Here is a 19,362-nt window from a genome sequence, read left to right on the forward strand (position 1 = left end):
TGCACAGGGGCAAATATTTTCTTCACTACGAAATATATATTTTCAGCTTGTTTTATAGCCATAAGTACAGACTTCTTGTCAGGAGTGCGTGTCTGCTTGTCGCTAGTATTTAACAGTTGGAGCTTAAAAAAATTATAAACTTAAAACTTTCAAAGCCTTGAGTCTGACAGTAACCGGTAGAAAGAGTTTTGCAACGATTCATCCAGCTATTGATTATCCAGATTTTCTGGATGTTCAGGTAAAATCGTTTCAGGATTTTTTCCAGATTGACACACCAGCCGAAAGCCGCAAAAAAGAAGGGCTTTACAATGTGTTTGCTGAAAACTTCCCAATCGCCGATTCACGCGAGAACTACGTGTTGGAGTTTGTTGATTACACCATTGACCCGCCAAAATACTCAGTCGATGAGTGTATTGACAGAGGTTTAACGTATGCAGTGCCTTTAAAAGCCAAATTACGTTTAATTTGTAACGATGCCGACAACGAGGATTTCGAAACCATCGAGCAGGAGGTATTTCTGGGCAATATTCCTTATATGAACGAAAGAGGCTCTTTCGTTATCAACGGCGCGGAGCGCGTAATCGTGTCGCAATTACACCGCTCTCCGGGGGTATTCTTCTCTATGAGCAAGCATACAAACGGAACCAAATTATACTCGGCCCGTGTGATTCCGATGAAGGGTTCATGGATTGAGTTCTCAACAGACGTTAACAACGTGATGTATGCGTACATCGACCGTAAGAAAAAATTCCCCGTAACTACTTTGCTTCGTGCAATCGGTTTCGGTTCTGATAAAGAAATCCTGAACCTGTTTGGTCTTTCAGAAGAAATTCCGGGTACCAGAGATGCCTTGAAAAAGGCTATCGGCCGCCGCCTAGCTGCGCGTGTGTTGAGAACCTGGACCGAGGACTTCGTAGACGAAGATACAGGTGAGGTGGTATCAATTGACCGTAACGAGGTAATTCTTGAGCGTGACTCGCTTATTACCGAGGGTGACATTGATATTATTCTGGGTACAGAACAGAAGTCGGTTATCTTACACCGCGAAGACGCTAACGTGTCGGAGTTTAATATCATTTATAATACACTACAACGCGATAGCTCAAACTCTGAAAAAGAAGCCGTTGAGCAGATTTATCGCCAGTTGCGTAACACCGAAGCACCTGATGAAGCAACAGCCCGCGAAATTATTCAGGGTTTGTTCTTCTCCGACAAACGTTATGATTTAGGAGAAGTAGGCCGCTACCGTGTAAACACCAAACTTAGCTTAACAACGCCACTTGAAACAGGTGTGTTAACAACTGAAGACATTGTTGAAATTGTTAAGTTCTTAATTAGCCTTATTAACTCTAAGGCGGTAGTCGATGACATCGACCACCTTTCGAACCGTCGTGTTCGTACCGTAGGCGAGCAGTTATATGCGCAATTCGGTGTGGGTCTGGCTCGTATGGCGCGTACTATCAAAGAACGTATGAACGTACGTGATAACGAAGATTTCAAACCAGTCGATTTGATTAATGCCCGTACGCTTTCGTCGGTTATTAACTCATTCTTTGGTACCAACCAGCTATCACAGTTCATGGACCAAACCAACCCATTGGCCGAAATTACGCACAAACGTCGGATGTCGGCACTAGGGCCGGGTGGTCTAAGCCGTGAGCGCGCCGGTTTCGAGGTTCGTGACGTACACTATACGCACTATGGCCGTTTGTGTACCATTGAAACACCCGAAGGGCCAAACATCGGTCTGATTTCGTCGCTTTGTACGTATGCCAAAATCAACAGCATGGGCTTCATTGAAACCCCATACCTGAAAATTGAAAATGGTAAACTAACCAACGAACTGGTTTATTTAACTGCCGAAGAAGAAGATGGTAAAAATATTGCCATGGCTACGGCAGACGTAGATAAAGACGGTAATTTCTCGGTTGATACATTGAAATGTCGTTACGAAGGGGACTTCCCGATGAAAACGCCTGATTCAATCGACTACATGGATATTGCCTCAAACCAGATTGTATCGGTAGCTGCATCGTTGATTCCGTTCATCGAACACGATGACGCCAACCGTGCCCTGATGGGTTCAAATATGCAACGCCAGGCCGTACCATTGTTACGCCCTGAAGCACCAATTGTAGGTACAGGTCTGGAAGGCCGTCTGGCTCGTGACTCGCGTACCCTTGTAGTGGCAGAAGAAGACGGAGTGGTTGAATTTGTTGATGCCAATGTGATTAAGGTTCGTTATAACTGGACCAAAGAGCAATCGTTGGTGAGCTTCGATTCAAACCTTACTACTTATGAATTAATTAAGCATCGTCGTACCAACCAAGATACCTGTATCAATATCCGTCCGATTGTATTGAAAGGACAGGAAGTGAAAAAAGGCCAGATTCTGGTAGAAGGCTATGCCACACAAGGCGGTGAACTTGCACTAGGACGTAACCTTCTGGTTGCCTTCATGCCTTGGCAGGGGTATAACTTCGAGGATGCCATCGTAATCTCGGAAAGAGTAGTACGTGAAGATATCTTTACTTCTATTCATATTGAAGAATACGAACTGGAAGTACGTGATACCAAACGCGGTGAAGAAGAATTAACGGCTGAGATTCCGAACGTTTCGGAAGAAACCGTTAAAAACCTTGACGAAAACGGTATTGTACGCACCGGTACAAGAGTAAAAGAAGGCGATATTCTGATTGGTAAGATTACACCAAAAGGTGAGTCAGACCCAACACCAGAAGAAAAACTATTGCGCGCTATCTTTGGTGACAAAGCCGGCGACGTGAAAGATGCCTCTAAGAAAGCACCACCATCAATGGACGGTGTGATTATCGACACAAAATTATTCTCTCGCCCAAGCAAAGAAGAACGCTCGAAACACAAAGACGAGTTAAAAGCCCTGATGAAAAAACACAGCAAGGCTTTACTTGAACTACGTGAAAGAATGTTGGATAAATTGTTTGAATTGCTTGATGGTAAAACATCGGCAGGCGTGAAACATAAATTCGGTGATGAACTGATTTCGAAAGGTATGAAGTTTAACCGTTCGAACATCACCAATAACTTGTTCCCAGATAAAAACAATTACGTTGACGAAAGCCAGTATAATGTACCGGAAGAGGTAAACCTTTTGGGTGACGTGATTCTGGACGGCTGGACAGACGAGTACGAAACCAACAAACTGGTAGTAGCACTTTGTAAAAACTATCTGGCACGCCGTAGCGAAGTAATTGGCCGTTTCAAACGCGAAAGATTCGTGCTTGAAGTGGGCGACGAACTACCTGCGGGTATCGTGAAATTGGCGAAAGTATACATTGCCAAAAAACGTAAACTGAAAGTGGGTGATAAAATGGCGGGTCGTCACGGAAACAAAGGGGTTGTTGCCCGTATTGTACGTGATGAAGATATGCCTTTCCTTGCAGACGGAACCCCGATGGATATTGTGTTGAACCCACTAGGGGTACCTTCACGGATGAACATCGGTCAGCTATACGAGGTTGTGTTAGGGTTGGCGGGCCGTAAGTTAGGTCGTAAATATGCTACGCCAATCTTCGACGGTGCTACCGAACAACAGGTATCTGATGAGTTGAAAGAAGCAGGTTTACCACCATTTGGCCGTTCGCAGCTATACAATGGGTTAACAGGTGAGCCATTCGACCAGAAAGTAACGGTAGGTATCATGTACATGATGAAACTGGGCCACTTGGTTGATGACAAAATGCACGCCCGTTCGATTGGGCCATACTCACTTATTACGCAACAGCCGTTGGGTGGTAAAGCACAATTCGGTGGGCAGCGTTTCGGAGAGATGGAGGTTTGGGCGTTGGAGGCCTTCGGTGCGTCACATATCCTGCAAGAAATCCTGACTGTGAAGTCGGACGACGTAGTGGGCCGTGCCAAAGCATACGAAGCCATCGTGAAAGGCGAAAACCTTCCGAAAGCCAACATCCCTGAGTCGTTCAACGTATTAGTACACGAGTTGAGAGGCTTGGCACTTGAGATTACCTTGCAATAAGCAATAAAAAGGTGTGTGCCGGTTTAAAAAACAAGCACACACCACGATTTTAAAAAATCATTTTCACATCAATCATAAGGAAAATGTCTTTAAAGAAAAATAAAAAACTTAACAGCGACTTCAACAGCATTACCATCAGTTTGGCTTCACCGGAGTCAATCCTGGAAAGCTCGTTCGGAGAAGTAACACAGCCTGAAACCATTAACTACCGTACCTACAAACCAGAAATGGGCGGTTTGTTTTGTGAGCGTATCTTCGGGCCTGTGAAAGACTGGGAATGCCACTGTGGTAAATACAAACGTATTCGCTACAAAGGGATTATCTGCGACCGTTGCGGGGTAGAAGTAACCGAGAAAAAGGTTCGTCGTGAGCGTATGGGGCATATCGAATTGGTAGTGCCGGTTGCACATATCTGGTATTTCCGTAGTTTACCAAACAAAATCGGGTATTTATTAGGGATGTCGTCGAAGAAACTCGACCAAATTATTTACTACGAACGTTACGTGGTGGTACAGCCGGGTGTAAAAGCAGAAGATGGTATCTCTGCTAATGACTTCCTGACAGAAGAAGAGTATCTGGATATCGTTGACAAACTGCCAAGAGAAAACCAGATGCTTGACGATAAAGACCCTAACAAGTTTATTGCCAAGATGGGTGCAGAAGCATTGGAAATGATGCTTTCTCGTATTGACCTCGACAGCCTTTCGTATGATTTACGCCACGCAGCGGCTACTGATACTTCTCAACAACGTAAAGCTGAGGCTTTGAAACGTCTGAAAGTAGTGGAGGCCCTTCGTGATGCCAATACACGTATCGAAAATAAACCAGAGTGGATGGTTATCCGTATGGTTCCGGTTATTCCGCCAGAGTTACGCCCACTTGTACCTTTAGATGGTGGCCGTTTTGCAACTTCTGACCTGAACGACCTTTACCGCCGTGTGATTATCCGTAACAACCGTTTGAAACGCTTGTTGGAAATCAAGGCTCCTGAGGTAATCCTTCGTAACGAAAAACGTATGTTACAAGAGGCTGTCGATTCATTGTTCGACAACTCACGTAAAGTAAACGCCGTTCGTTCGGAAGGTAACCGTGCTTTGAAATCCCTTTCTGATATGTTGAAAGGTAAACAAGGCCGTTTCCGTCAGAACCTTTTGGGTAAACGTGTCGACTACTCTGGCCGTTCGGTAATTGTGGTAGGCCCAGAATTAAAACTACACGAGTGTGGTTTGCCTAAAGATATGGCAGCCGAGCTTTTCAAACCGTTTATTATCAGAAAACTGATTGAGCGCGGAATCGTGAAAACAGTGAAATCTGCTAAGAAAATCGTTGATAGAAAAGACGCCGTAGTGTGGGATATTCTTGAAAACGTTCTGAAAGGACACCCTGTTCTGCTAAACCGTGCCCCTACGCTTCACCGCTTGGGTATTCAGGCTTTCCAACCTAAATTGGTTGAGGGTAAGGCTATTCAATTGCACCCGCTTGTGTGTACGGCCTTCAACGCCGACTTTGACGGTGACCAGATGGCGGTACACGTACCACTTGGGCAGGAGGCTATCATGGAGGCATCTATCCTGATGCTTGCTTCGCATAACATCCTGAACCCTGCCAACGGTGCGCCAATTACGGTACCTTCGCAAGACATGGTGTTGGGTCTGTATTACGTAACGAAAGGAAAGGTATCATCAGAAGATGATAAAGTTCCGGGCGACGGAATGACATTCTACTCGGCAGAAGAAGTAATTATTGCGCTAAACGAAGGTAAAATCTCGAAACACGCACACATTAAATGCCGCGTAAAAGTAAAAGACGAAAACGGAGCTTTAGTTGATAAAGTTGTTAACACAGTAGCTGGCCGTATCCTATTTAACCAATGTGTGCCTGAAGAAGTAGGTTATCTGGACGAACTATTGACCAAGAAAAAACTTCAACAGTTGATTGGGCGCGTATTTAAAGAAGCCGGATATGCCCGTACAGCGAAATTCCTTGATGATATTAAAGAACTAGGATACCAGACGGCCTTCAGAGGTGGTTTGTCTATCGGTCTGGATAACATCATTGTACCAGAAGAAAAAACCAAGTTGATTCAGGATGCCAAAGCAGAAGTTGAAGAAGTACAAAACAACTATATGTTTGGTATTATTACAGAGCGTGAGCGTTACAACCAGATTATCGACATCTGGGGCCGTGTAAACACACGTATCCGTGAGGTATTGCTGAAACAATTAGAGTCAGACCAGAAAGGTTTCAACCCAATCTATATGATGATGCACTCAGGGGCGCGTGGTTCGCAAGAACAGGTGCGTCAGTTGGGTGGTATGCGTGGATTGATGGCGAAACCACAGAAAAATATTCAGGGTTCGGTGGGTGAAATCATCGAAAACCCAATCTTGTCAAACTTCAAAGAAGGTCTTGACGTACTAGAGTACTTTATCTCTACCCACGGTGCGCGTAAAGGTTTGGCCGATACCGCCCTGAAAACAGCCGATGCGGGTTATCTGACCCGTCGTCTGCACGATGTTGCTCAGGACGTAGTAGTGAACGAAGTAGACTGCGGTACGCTTCGTGGTATTCAGGTTTCGGCCTTGAAAGACAACGAAGATATCGTTGAGCCGTTATCAGAGCGTATCTTGGGCCGTACATCGGTTTATGATATTATTGACCCACTTACCAAGAAACTGATTGTGAAATCGGGTGAGGAAATCACAGAGGAAATTGCCGCTATCATTGACGACACCGCCATCGAAACGGTGGAAATCCGCTCGGCGTTAACCTGTGAAACACAAACAGGGGTTTGCTCGAAATGTTACGGACGTAACCTAGCCACAGGCCGCATGGCCGACATCGGTGAAGCAGTAGGGGTAATTGCCTCGCAGTCAATCGGTGAGCCGGGTACACAGCTTACACTTCGTACGTTCCACACAGGGGGTACTGCCCAAAACGTTGCTTCTGAGGCTAATATCAAGGCTAAATTTGCCGGTACTATCCAACTAGAAGAAATGCGTACGGTACAATCGCTTGACCGTGAAGGCAACGAAATTACCATTGTGTTGGGTCGTCGTGGTGAGATTCGTATCGTTGAAGAAGGAACCAACAATATCCTGATTACCAATAACGTACCTTACGGGGCTACGCTTGAAGTAAAAGACGGCGACAAAGTGAAGAAAGGTGACTCTCTTTGCCATTGGGACCAATTCAATGCCGTTATCCTTTCAGAGTTAGACGGTACTATCGAGTACGAAGCAATCGAGGAAAACATTACCTTTAAAGAAGAAGCCGATGAGCAAACCGGTTTCCGCGATAAAGTAATTATCGAGTCGAAAGACCGCTCGAAAAACCCTGCTATCGTTATCAGAAGCAATAATGGCGAAGAAGGTAAAGCCTACAACCTACCAGTAATGGCGCGTCTGACTGTTGAGAATGGTCAGCAAATCAAGGCGGGTCAGGTTCTGGCCAAGATTCCTCGTGCCATTAACATGAACCGCGATATTACCGGTGGTTTGCCTCGTGTAACCGAGTTATTTGAGGCACGTAACCCATCGAACCCAGCGGTTGTTTCTGAAATTGATGGTATTGTGCAGTACGGTTCTGTAAAACGTGGTAACCGTGAGATTTTCGTAGAAGCGAAAGATGGTGTTAAAATGAAATACATGGTGCCTTTATCAAAACTGATTCTGGTACAGGATGGGGACTTCGTGCTTGCGGGTGACCCACTGTCAGACGGGGCCATTACACCAGCCGATATTCTACGTATTAAAGGGCCTACCGCTGTACAAGAATACTTAGTAAACGAAGTACAGGCCGTTTATCGCCAACAAGGGGTGAAGATTTCAGACAAACACATCGAGGTAATTGTACGCCAGATGATGCAAAAAGTTGAAATCGTTGATTCGGGAGATACCTTATTCCTTGAATACCAAATGGTTGATAAATGGGTGGTTCGTGCGGCTAACGATAAAATCATGGATAAGAAAGTAGTAATGGATGCCGGTTCTTCTGATAAGTTTAAACCGGGCCAGATTATTACAGCACGTGAAATGCGCGACGAAAACAGCCGCCTGAAACGTGCCGACTTAGCCCAGCTTCAGGTACGTGATGCAATGCCGGCGGTGTCTCGTCCGACACTACAAGGTATCACCACGGCTTCGTTAGGTACTGAGTCGTTCATTTCTGCGGCATCGTTCCAGGAAACTACCAAAGTGTTGTCGGAGGCTGCCGTAAGAGGTAAGCGCGATATGCTTGAAGGTTTGAAAGAAAACGTTATCGTGGGTCACTTGATTCCGGCCGGAACAGGTAACCGTAGATATCAGAACATACTCGTAAACGGTAAAGGCGAAGCTGAAAGTGGCGGAGAGAAACGCCGCTCGCAAGAAAACGCCAAACAACGTAAAGAATATGTTTAATACAATTTAAGCGGTGGGCATTCGGGTTTCTTCGGGTGTTTGCTGATAGCTCCTCCCTGTCGTCAGATGGGGAGGAGTTTTTTTTTGCCCGCTCCGCACGGGGCTTGCTATACTGCATGGTTGCCCGCCCAAGCAACGTGGAAAAAACTCCCCACAACTAAGGGGTAGGTTTAGGACTTTTGCTTGTTTTTGGGCTTAAAACGTGCTGTTTTGCCTACTGGAACAGTTTCTTCACCTGTATTAGCGGGCTGTAAGGCTCACAAATAAAATATTCACATAAACTAACAAAAGCATGAAAACTATCTCATTATTATTAGTGTCTGCTTTGATTTCTTTCGGGACATACGCTCAGAACACAGGCGAAAGAAAAGTAATGGTTGGCGGTGGTGAAATGAGTTCTTATAAAAATGCCATGGCCAATGTAATGAACTCAGGCGACCACACAAGGCTTACGGCTGCTTTGCAGTCGGCGGGTTTGATACAAACGCTACAAGGCCCCGGGCCATTTACTATTTTTGCTCCTACTAACGAAGCCTTTAATAAAATAGGTGCTACACCTGCTAAACCAACATTAACAAAGGTATTGAAATATCATGTAATTGATGGGAAGTGGGACTCGAACGATTTAATGGCTGCCCTGAATGGTAACGGCGGGAGTATCTCGCTAAAAACCATGCAGGGGGGCTACCTGAAATTTTCGATGAACGGCGATAAAATTACCATTACAGATGAAAACGGTATGTCGGGGATGGTTACTGTAAAGGATATTTATCAGAGTAACGGGGTTGTGCACGTGGTTGATACGGTCATGATGCCGTTCGACAGCAAAAAATCGAAAATCAGTATGTAATAAGGCTAGAAGTCGGTTATAATAGTTGGTAGCAGTAGGGCATTTTTGGGTGCTTTACTGCTATTTTTTTGTTTAAAACAAGCTCAGTTGTTCTTGTCGGGGCAGGCTGCCTTCGTGTTGCAGGAGCCACTCTTTACGCCATAAGTCGCCGCCGTAGCCTACCAGTGTTTTGTCGGAGCCAATAACCCGATGGCAGGGCAGAATAATGGTAAGAGGGTTGTTGCCATTGGCAACGCCTACGGCCCTGATAGCCTTTTCGTTGCCGATTCGGCGCGATAACTCTAGGTAAGAAATAGTTTTGCCGTAAGGAATAGTCAGGAGGGTTTGCCAGACAAGCCGCTGGAAGTCGGTTCCGTGGGGGAGCAAGGGCAGGTCAAAATCTTTTAACTGGCCTTTAAAGTAGGCATCAAACTGCCTGATGGTTTCATCAATGATAGCCGAGGTTTCGGGGGTTTGCTGTAACTGGCGGCTGGGTTTTTTTTGTGCTTCCCGAAAAAGCACATGGGTCAGGTGCGTATCGGTGGCTATTATTTCAAGTGCTCCTAAGGGAGACTCATAATGTTTTATATAGGTCATACGGCGGGCTTCAATGGGTTTTGTTTAACGATACGCTTTGTTTGGGGCTTTATTGTTATACAAATTTTATGGGTATTTAGTTTAAAGCACAAAAGCCGCTGGTTGAGCGGCTTCTTGTGCTTGTAATATATAATAATGAATGAGGTTAATCAACCAATACGGCTTTGCCGCTGATAACGTCGTCTTCTACGTTTTTGTATTTTACCTCACGTTTTACTGTACCGTCTTTATACTGCACGCTTACGCGTTGGTTACGGTCGGCAATTTTCTGGGCACGGGCTGGCGTTACGGGGCGCGCGCCTGAGTCGGCACTGCCGCCTTCTTCGCTGGCTTTGTTGGTTTGTAGCTTCGGTTTTTCCTCGCGTATTGGTGCCGGATTTATTTGTTGGAAACGTAGCTCTGCTACATTGGCTTTCATGAGGAAGCTAACGGTGTCGGTATTTACCTTGTTCAGGAAGTTCTTGAAGAGTTCTACGGCTTCAAACTTATAAATCAACAATGGGTCTTTTTGCTCATAAGAGGCGTTCTGTACCGATTGTTTCAGGTCGTCCATGTCGCGCAGGTGTTCTTTCCATTCTTGGTCAATTACCGATAGCGAAATGTGTTTTTCTATTTCCTTGATAAGCTCGCGGCCATTGCTTTCTACGGCGTTTTTCAGGTTGCAGTAAAGGCCTATGTTCTGAGTGCCATCGCCAACAACGGCAATAAATTGCTCGTCGGTCATGGCGCGGCGGCCTTGCAGTACGTTTTCAAGCACCGGAACCATATTCTGGCAGATGGCCTCGTTTTTGGCTTTATAGACGCGTTCGGCCTGTTGATAGAGGCGGTCAACGAGTTTGCTGTTGCCTTTCGAGAACTCATTGCGTTCTATTTCGGGCTGAATAGCCAGTTTCTGGATACAACGTAGTTCAAATTCATCATAATTGCCTTCGGCGTTCATGACAAGATCGTTACAGGTATCGTACATGATATTGGCAATGTCGAGGGCCAGCCTGTCGCCGAAGAGGGCATTTTTACGGCGTTTATAGATGGTATCACGCTGAATATTCATTACGTCGTCATATTCAATGAGGCGTTTACGTGTACCAAAGTTATTTTCTTCTACTTTTTTCTGCGCTCTTTCAATAGAGTTGGTAATCATTGAGTGCTGAATTACCTCGCCTTCTTCCATACCCATGCGGTCCATTACTTTGGCGATACGGTCTGAGCCGAACATACGCATGAGTTGGTCTTCGAGTGAGACGAAGAACTGCGACGTGCCGGGGTCTCCCTGACGACCCGACCGGCCTCTTAGCTGGCGGTCAACGCGGCGGGAGTCGTGGCGTTCGGTACCGATAATAGCCAACCCTCCGGCATTTCGGCTGTCGGGTGTAAGTTTGATGTCGGTACCACGGCCGGCCATGTTGGTGGCAATGGTAACGGTGCCGGGTTTTCCGGCTTCGGCTACGATTTCGGCCTCACGTGCGTGTTGTTTGGCGTTCAGTACCTGATGCGGAACCTTCCGTAAGGTAAGTAGTTTGCTCAGGATTTCGGAGTTTTCGACCGATGTTGTCCCTACCAGTACCGGACGACCGATTTTTACCAGTTCGGTAATTTCCTCTACCACGGCGTTGTATTTTTCGCGCACGGTTTTGTAAACTTTATCTTCCTGGTCTTTACGGATAATTGGCCTGTTAGTAGGAATTGTAACTACATCGAGCTTATATATTTTCCAGAACTCGCCTGCTTCTGTTTCGGCAGTACCCGTCATACCCGCTAGTTTGTGGTACATACGGAAGTAGTTCTGAAGCGTAATGGTGGCATACGTTTGGGTTGAGTCTTCAACTTTTACGTTTTCTTTGGCTTCAACGGCTTGGTGAAGGCCGTCAGACCAACGGCGGCCATCCATGATACGGCCTGTTTGTTCGTCTACGATTAATACTTTGTTATCAAGCACCACGTATTCAACGTCTTTCTCGAACAAAGTATAGGCTTTCAGTAACTGGTTAACGGCATGGATGCGCTCGGCTTTCATGGAGTAGTCGCGGATGAGCTCATCTTTTTTCAGGATTTTATCCTGCTCGTTAAGGTCTGACTTTTCGATAGCTGCCAGGTCGACGCTCAGGTCGGGCATAATAAAGAAATTGTGGTCTTCGCTCTCACCTGCAAGGAAATCAAGCCCTTTATCGGTTAACTCTATCGAGTTATTTTTTTCTTCAATCGTGAAATAAAGCGGCGCGTTGGCTTCTGGCATCAGCTTCTGGTTTTCGGCCAGATAAATAGCTTCTGTTTCTTGCAGAATTTGTCTCATGCCTTGTTCTGACAGAAACTTAATTAACGGCTTGCTTTTAGGCAAACCACGAAACGCGCGGAACAACGCCAGCCCACCTTCTTTTTTATTACCTGCCGCAATTAGTTTTTTGGCTTCGTTGAGGTAGCTGTTCACAAGGGTTTTTTGTGCTTCTACAATGCGTAAGATACGTGGCTTGAGCGAAAGGAATAGTTCTTCGTCGCCGGTGCGAGACATAGGCCCACTGATAATGAGGGGCGTACGTGCGTCGTCAATCAGGACGGAGTCAACCTCATCGACCATTGCGTAGTGGTGTTCGCGTTGTACGAGTTCTTCGGGGTCGTTCACCATGTTGTCACGCAGGTAGTCAAAACCAAATTCGTTGTTGGTTCCGTAGGTAATACCTGCCTGATAAGCGGCACGGCGAGCGGCCGAGTTAGCGGGGTATTTATCGATACAGTCGCAGGTGATGCCGTTAAATTCAAAAACAGGCCCCATCCACTCCGAGTCACGGCGTGCGAGGTAGTCGTTCACGGTTACGATGTGTACGCCTTTGCCTGCCAGCGCATTCAGAAACGCCGGAAACGTTGCCACAAGGGTTTTACCCTCACCGGTAGCCATTTCCGAAATTTTGCCTTTATGCAGGGCTGCGCCACCAATTATCTGCACGTCATAGTGAACCATGTTCCAAGTAATGGTAGCACCAGCGGCCTGCCATTGGTTTTTCCAGATGGCTTTATCGCCCTCGATAGTGATATGCCCTTTTTTCATGGCCAGTTCGCGGTCGAGGTGCGTAGCTGTTACAACTATTTCGGTATTTTCGGTGAAACGGCGAGCGGTTTCTTTGACAATGGCGAAGGCTTTAGGCAGGATTTCGAGCAGAACAACTTCCAGTTCTTTGTTTCTTTCGAGTTTAAGGTCGTCAATTTTTTTGAAATTAACTTCTTTTTCATCGATTCCCATGTCGGGGTCTTGCTCAATAGCGGTCTTTATCTGGGCTATTTGTTGGTCGATATGAGAAAGTTTCTGCGCAATATATTCTTGTAGTTCTATTGTCTTTTGGCGAAACTCATCGTGGGAAAGACTCTGTAACTTAGCAAACTCCTCGTTTGTCAGCTTTACATAAGGTTGTAGTTCCTTATTGTCTTTGTCAGACTTTGTTCCAAAAATCTGTGTGATTCCCTTGGTTAAAAAATTCAACATCTGTATATCTTGTTCGTTAATTTCTGAGATAATATGAAATAATTGCTGTCAAATATCTTTCCAAATATGCAAAACCTGCCATTTTGTCAAAACGTAAATGGCTGAGGTTAAACTATTCTGGCTGAAAAGGCTACAAATTTAAGATTTTATGACACTTAAATAACTACAAAATTAGGGGAATATTGTTAATAAACTGCCAATGCCGGAGCATAATCATGAAATTTTAAAGTTTATTTAATTCTTTCTTTTCAGATACATAGCAAAAATGCCTTTTCTTCTTGTAATTTTAACCCAAAAAAACAAAACCCGATGTTTGAGTCATTGCTGAAAGCGTTTGAGGGAGAATTATACTTCAGAAATACCACTACCGACGAGGCCATCAGGGCCGTATATGCCACCGATGCCTCGGTGTATCAGGAAAAACCCCTTGCCGTTGCCTTACCCAAAAGTGTGCAGGATATACGCCAGTTAATCAGGTTTGCTCAGGAGAACGCCCTTACGCTGATACCACGTGCAGCCGGAACCTCGCTGGCCGGGCAGGTTGTGGGGCAGGGGCTGGTGGTTGATGTTTCAAAAAACTTTAGGCAGATTCTGGAAGTAAACCGCACTGAAAAATGGGTAAGGGTACAGCCCGGCGTAATCAGAGACGACCTGAACGCCCACCTGAAACCCTACGGGCTTATGTTCGGGCCGGAAACCTCGACCTCGAGCCGTGCCATGATTGGCGGCATGATTGGGAATAACTCCTGCGGGTTGCATTCTATTATATGGGGTAGCACCCGCGACAACCTGCTGGAAGTAACCGCCCTGCTGGCCGATGGCAGCCAAGCCGTTTTTGGAGCCATAACCGCCCACGAACTGCAAGAAAAATGCGCGCTGAATAATGCCGAAGGGGCTATTTACAGGCAGTTGAGTGCGCTCATTAACGATGCCGGCAATAGGGCGGCTATAAATGAGGGTTTCCCGAAAAAGAGCATTACCCGCCGCAACACGGGCTATGCCCTTGATATAATTGCAGATATGTGGCAGTTTGAGAAAGACCAGCCACTAAACCTGAGTAGTTTAATTGCTGGCTCGGAGGGTACGTTGTGCCTAGTAACCGAAGCCAAACTTAAACTGATTGATTTACCCCCCGCCCAAGCAGGCATGGTGGCCGTGCATACGATAAGCCTGCACGAAGCCCTACTGGCAAACCTGATTGCGCTCAGGCATGGGTGTGCGGCATCGGAACTGGTAGATGACTTTATTCTGGAGTTTACGAAAACCAACATCGAGCAATCGAAAAACAGGTTTTTTATTGAGGGTGGCCCGAAGGCGATTCTGATGGTTGAGTTTTTTGCCGAAACCGAGGCCGATATTCGGGAAAAAGCAGAAAAACTGATTGCCGAATTAAAGGCCAGCCAGCTAGGCTATGCCTACCCGATTTTATTGCAGGACGATGCCAAAAAAGCATGGGATGTGCGCAAAGGCGGGCTTGGCTTGTTAAGAAACCTGCCCGGCGATACGCAACCCGTTAACCTCATAGAAGATTGTGCCGTTGATGTGGCAGACCTGCCCGCTTATATTGCCGAACTAGAGGTGCTATTGAAAAACCACGGGGTGCAGTATTCGATGTACGCACACGCGGGTGCGGGCGAGTTGCACGTTGAGCCGATGATTAACCTGAAAAAATCGGAGGGGCAGCAGTTGTTCAGAACCATTCTGGCTGAAACGGCTGCGCTGGTAAAAAAATATGGAGGGTCGCTTTCGGGTGAGCATGGCGACGGACGTTTGCGGGGCGAGTTTATTCCGTTCATGATGGGCGAAAAAAACTATGCACTTTTCAGAGAAGTAAAACGGATTTTTGACCCTCAGGGGCTATTCAATCAAGGAAAAATTGTAGATACCCCACCCATGAACGCCTTCATGCGGTATGTGCCTGACCAACCTGTTGGGCTACCGACAACGGTTTTTGACTTTTCGGGGCAGGAGAATATGCTGCGGCTGGCAGAGAAATGCAGTGGCTCGGGCGATTGCCGCAAAACCGAAATAACGGGTGGTACTATGTGCCCCAGTTATATGGCTACCCGCAGCGAGCGCGACACCACCCGCGCAAGGGCTAATATTCTGCGCCAGTACCTGACCCAACCTGCGGCCAATAAGGTAGGCATGGAAGAAACCAAAGAGATTCTGGACTTGTGTTTGTCGTGCAAAGCCTGTAAGTCGGAATGCCCGTCGAGCGTGGATATTGCCAAAATGAAAGGCGAGTTTCTGCAATCGTATTATGACACAAACGGGGTTCCGTTCCGCTCAAAACTGATTGGTACTTTTACCAAACAAATGCGCTTGGCTATGCTGGCTCCGTGGGCATATAACTTTATTTTCAAGACCAACTTTACGCGCCGCATAGCCAACAGGGTTGTGGGGTTTCATCCTGAGCGTACCATGCCTTTGCTGCACAAGCAAACGCTCCGAAAATGGTATGAGCAGTCGGCCGAGGTGCGGGGCTTCAGGTCAGATAAAAAAGTATACCTGTTTTGTGACGAATTCACGAATTATAACGATGTGCGCATAGGCCAGCAACTGATATTGCTTTTACAGCAACTGGGCTATGAAGTTATTATACCTGCGCATACCGAAAGCGGACGAACGTATTTGTCGAAAGGGATGGTTCGGGAGGCGCAAAAAATAGCCATTCAGAATGTGAATAGGCTCAAAGAACTGGTTAAGGCCGAAACCCCGATTATTGGCATTGAGCCGTCGGCGATTCTGACATTGAAAGACGAGTACCTTGAGCTAGTGCCTGCCCATTTGCAGGAGGCTGCCCAACAGCTAGCCCAGCATACTTTTATATTTGAAGAATGGTTTGCCCGCGAGATAGACAGAGGCAATATTAAAAAAGAGGCTTTTTCGACCGAGAAAAGGCTCATAAAATTACACGGGCATTGCCACCAGAAGGCGTTGTCGTCGCTTACGCCTACCAAAAAGAGTTTATCGTTACCGGCCAATTATGAAGTACACCTGATTCCGTCGGGTTGTTGTGGCATGGCGGGGTCGTTCGGGTACGAAGCCGAACACTATGAGGTTTCGATGAAAATTGGTGAACTGGTGCTTTTTCCGACCGTCAGGAAACAGCCCGACGACGTAATTATTGCCGCCCCCGGCACTAGTTGCCGCCACCAGATAAAAGATGGCACAGGGCGCATAGCCCAGCATCCGGTCGAGATTCTGTACGAAGCACTTGTTAAGTAAAAAATAAACCTATGCGTTGCTTAATTGTTTTCATAGCATAGTGTTATTTTTTTCTACAAAAAAAACTTATTTTTAAATGCTTTATATTAGTTGCAATGTTTTTAATTATATAAAATTCTAAGGATATATATATGAATAGTTATTACTACCCAGCTTTGCTTCCTATAAGCACTTTAAATATATTCTTTTATGTACTCGGTATTATTGTTTTTATTCTACTAAAAGTTATTAACTTTTGTTTGGTATTTGGAATCTACTTTTCATGTTTAGAAACTAGAGAGAAGAAAGTAATAATTATTAGCTAAATTTATTCGGGATTATTTGTGCTATTGTAGATGCGTATACCTATGAGTCAGGATTATACTTAAAAATATAGATATATCTAACATTTAAATTATAATATACATGGGAAAAACATATAAAATTTTTGCTGCTATTCACTCAGAAGCTAGAAGTGGAGATGTATGGACATATGAAAAATTTATTCAAAGACCACGGCTCATTAAGATTAGTAGACCTAAATCTAATATTTACATAATAGTAACTTATAGACATATAGATGAAAATTTTGAAAGCATATATAATCCAGAAGAGACTAATCCAGAAGAGACTAATAAACAAGAGACTAATAAAGATGGGAGTATAAACAAAAAAAATTTAAATAAGAAGCTAAAGCGATACCGATTAACGCCTAACGCCTTGGTTATTGACAGCTATTATAAGACTAAGTTATTTTTAGAAAACCAGACAGAGGTAGAATTATGTGTTGTCCCCGTAAAAAGCTATCAATTTTGTTATCACATCAAATACTTATGGCAGCATCCAAATGATAGCATTAGGTTGGCCACTTACCTGTCAGTAGTTTCAATAGTTATTAGTCTTTTGCCAATTTCATACTTCCATGAATTAATACGTGATTTTTTTAAATTTCTAATCTCCTGTCTTTGTAGATGCTTTAATTCATGAATATGTTTTTATTGCTCTTATGGGGAAATATGTCGTAGTTTATTCTCTCATTTGGTAAACGCCAGATAGGAATGATATAAATCGTCGTCAGATAATGCTTTTAATATTTTCATAAGGAAGTAAAGGTTGTATTTATAATTATATCAATTGAACATCTGTATTCATATACAAAAAATTATCCGTTAAATTGTTACAAACAAGTATATCATTACTATTAATTAACGAATGAACATTTTAGAACAGCTTGAAGCGCAAGGCTATCAGGCCGAAGAAGTCAAAACTGCTTTTGAAACCCTCTTACTGGGTGTTGATTTTGAAGAAAAAATAAAGACAATCCAAAAGAAATGTGTTGTGTCGGTCGAACGGGCAGAAGAACTATTAATGCTGGCAGATAAACATCAGGAAGAACTGGGGCAATATTATCGTACGCCGTCAGACAAAAAAGGCGGGAGTGTTGCGTCAAAACTGGTATCGGCCGGATTGATTCTTATCGCCATTATTAAAATCCTGAATGGCAGGGGGCATATTTTAGATTATATTTTTGTACTGGCCGGAATCGGGCTGTTTATCTACGCTATTTTTTTTGAGGACAAAAAATGAGCCTATCTGTTATCAATAGGGCTTAATTGGGGGCAAGGTGTTAGGCGTTTATGTTATCGGTTGCTTGGTTCAAGTGGTGGAATCTGTTTTTCTTCGACATGATATTCTTTATGCTTTGCTATATGATACTGAATAAAAGTCGAGACTATTAACGCCATGCAAAGGTAGCCCCAGTGTTTCAGACCAAAAACGCTTGCCCCCGTTAGGCTAACCGCTGTTAGCGACTGTGTTTTTCAGCCGTGGTGTTACTGCTTATTTTCGGGCTGTGGCTTCTTGTATTTGTGCAGAGTAGCGTTCGCCAATAATATTGATTGTTGCCAAAGCCGCATTTATTTTGCTTAATTCGTCTGTTGTCAGACTGATGTTGGCAGAGCCGATGTTTTCTTGCAAACGATGCAATTTTGATGTACCCGGAATTGGAACAATAAATGGTTTCTGAGCCAACAACCAGCCCAATGCAATTTGCGCAGGCGTGGCATTTTTGGCTGTGGCGATGGAAACAACCAAATCGACTAATGCTTGGTTGGCTTCTCGGTTTTCTTTACTAAAACGTGGGGAAAAATTTCTTATGTCGTCTTTGTCGAGTTCAACGTTTGCGTTGATTGTTCCTGTTAAAAAGCCCTTGCCTAGCGGACTGAACGGAACAAAGCCAATTCCTAATTCTTCTAATGTAGCAATAATGCCTGTTTCGGGTGCGCGGTAAAACATCGAATACTCACTTTGCAAAGCCGTTACGGGCAAAACGGCATGCGCCTTTCTAATGATTTCGGCAGGTGCTTCCGACAAACCAAAGTGTTTTACTTTGCCTTGCCCGATTAAATCTTTTACGGTTCCTGCAACGTCTTCAATTGGCACGTTAGGGTCAAAACGATGTTGGTAAAACAAATCAATTACATCGGTTCGTAATCGTTTCAAAGATGCCTCGGCAGTGGCTTTTATGGTTTCGGGGCGGCTGTCTAGGCCCAATCTTACATTTCCGTCTTTGAAGCCGAATTTTGTTGCAATAACAACTTGGTTCCGAAATGGTTCAAGTGCCTCGCCAACCAACAATTCGTTTTCGCCATAGCCTTGTGCGGTGTCGAAAAACGTAATTCCGAGTTCGACGGCCGAACGAATCAGTTGTATGCTTTCTTGTTTGGTGGGTGCGTTTGGGAAACTCAAACCCATTGCCCCAAAACCTAGTGCAGACACTTCTAATGGGCTGTTTCCTAGTTTTCTTGATTTCATTTTTCTTGATTTTAAAATTTGCTGC

The 19,362-nt window shown here is 44.9% G+C and carries 9 protein-coding genes; 6 read left to right on the forward strand and 3 right to left on the reverse strand.

Annotated features, from left to right (window positions below; all coding sequences use genetic code 11):
* The first annotated feature begins 157 nt into the window (after positions 1–157).
* The 3 genes from rpoB (at position 158) to WAA15_RS12230 (ending at position 9,265) form a co-directional block, all read left to right on the forward strand.
* Positions 158–4,015 carry a DNA-directed RNA polymerase subunit beta gene (rpoB, locus tag WAA15_RS12220; protein WP_337043044.1) on the forward strand — a complete coding sequence of 1,286 codons (3,858 nt, stop codon included), beginning with the start codon at positions 158–160 and terminating at the stop codon, positions 4,013–4,015.
* A gap of 83 nt (positions 4,016–4,098) precedes the next feature.
* A complete protein-coding gene (gene rpoC, locus WAA15_RS12225; RefSeq protein ID WP_337043045.1) occupies positions 4,099–8,415 on the forward strand; it encodes a DNA-directed RNA polymerase subunit beta' in 4,317 nt (1,438 codons plus the stop codon).
* Positions 8,416–8,707: 292 nt separating this feature from the next.
* On the forward strand, positions 8,708–9,265 hold the full coding sequence (locus tag WAA15_RS12230) for a fasciclin domain-containing protein (RefSeq protein ID WP_337043046.1): 558 nt from the start codon (positions 8,708–8,710) through the stop codon (positions 9,263–9,265).
* Between the two features lie 72 nt (positions 9,266–9,337).
* Here WAA15_RS12230 and WAA15_RS12235 read toward each other — a convergent pair whose 3' ends face one another.
* Positions 9,338–9,841 carry a methylated-DNA--[protein]-cysteine S-methyltransferase gene (locus WAA15_RS12235; RefSeq protein ID WP_337043047.1) on the reverse strand — a complete coding sequence of 168 codons (504 nt, stop codon included), beginning with the start codon at positions 9,839–9,841 and terminating at the stop codon, positions 9,338–9,340.
* A gap of 145 nt (positions 9,842–9,986) precedes the next feature.
* Positions 9,987–13,313: a preprotein translocase subunit SecA gene (secA, locus tag WAA15_RS12240; RefSeq protein WP_337043048.1), complete on the reverse strand. Its 3,327-nt coding sequence runs from the start codon at positions 13,311–13,313 to the stop codon at positions 9,987–9,989.
* Positions 13,314–13,622: 309 nt separating this feature from the next.
* Between secA and WAA15_RS12245 the strand changes: the two genes are divergently transcribed.
* From WAA15_RS12245 to WAA15_RS12255, 3 genes are all read left to right on the forward strand, one after another.
* Complete coding sequence (locus WAA15_RS12245; RefSeq protein ID WP_337043049.1) at positions 13,623–16,544, forward strand: FAD-binding and (Fe-S)-binding domain-containing protein; 2,922 nt, start codon at positions 13,623–13,625, stop codon at positions 16,542–16,544.
* Positions 16,545–16,949: 405 nt separating this feature from the next.
* Positions 16,950–17,510, forward strand: coding sequence for a hypothetical protein (locus WAA15_RS12250; protein WP_337043050.1), 561 nt, complete (start codon positions 16,950–16,952; stop codon positions 17,508–17,510).
* A 225-nt stretch (positions 17,511–17,735) separates the two neighbouring features.
* Positions 17,736–18,110, forward strand: a complete 375-nt coding sequence (locus WAA15_RS12255) for a hypothetical protein (RefSeq protein WP_337043051.1) — start codon at positions 17,736–17,738, stop codon at positions 18,108–18,110.
* A 252-nt stretch (positions 18,111–18,362) separates the two neighbouring features.
* Here WAA15_RS12255 and WAA15_RS12260 read toward each other — a convergent pair whose 3' ends face one another.
* Positions 18,363–19,337, reverse strand: coding sequence for an aldo/keto reductase (locus tag WAA15_RS12260; RefSeq protein WP_337043052.1), 975 nt, complete (start codon positions 19,335–19,337; stop codon positions 18,363–18,365).
* Positions 19,338–19,362: the final 25 nt, after the last annotated feature.

Origin of the sequence: Emticicia sp. 17c, from assembly GCF_037153985.1 — a bacterium.
GTDB lineage: Bacteria > Bacteroidota > Bacteroidia > Cytophagales > Spirosomataceae > Emticicia.

Bases quoted from the DNA above. Each gene is read 5' to 3' on its own strand.
- rpoC (WP_337043045.1), top strand. From the start codon at position 4,099: ATGTCTTTAAAGAAAAATAAAAAACTTAACAGCGACTTCAACAGCATT.
- WAA15_RS12230 (WP_337043046.1), top strand. From the start codon at position 8,708: ATGAAAACTATCTCATTATTATTAGTGTCTGCTTTGATTTCTTTCGGG.
- WAA15_RS12235 (WP_337043047.1), bottom strand. From the start codon at position 9,841: ATGACCTATATAAAACATTATGAGTCTCCCTTAGGAGCACTTGAAATA.
- secA (WP_337043048.1), bottom strand. From the start codon at position 13,313: ATGTTGAATTTTTTAACCAAGGGAATCACACAGATTTTTGGAACAAAG.
- WAA15_RS12245 (WP_337043049.1), top strand. From the start codon at position 13,623: ATGTTTGAGTCATTGCTGAAAGCGTTTGAGGGAGAATTATACTTCAGA.
- WAA15_RS12250 (WP_337043050.1), top strand. From the start codon at position 16,950: ATGGGAAAAACATATAAAATTTTTGCTGCTATTCACTCAGAAGCTAGA.
- WAA15_RS12255 (WP_337043051.1), top strand. From the start codon at position 17,736: ATGAACATTTTAGAACAGCTTGAAGCGCAAGGCTATCAGGCCGAAGAA.
- WAA15_RS12260 (WP_337043052.1), bottom strand. From the start codon at position 19,337: ATGAAATCAAGAAAACTAGGAAACAGCCCATTAGAAGTGTCTGCACTA.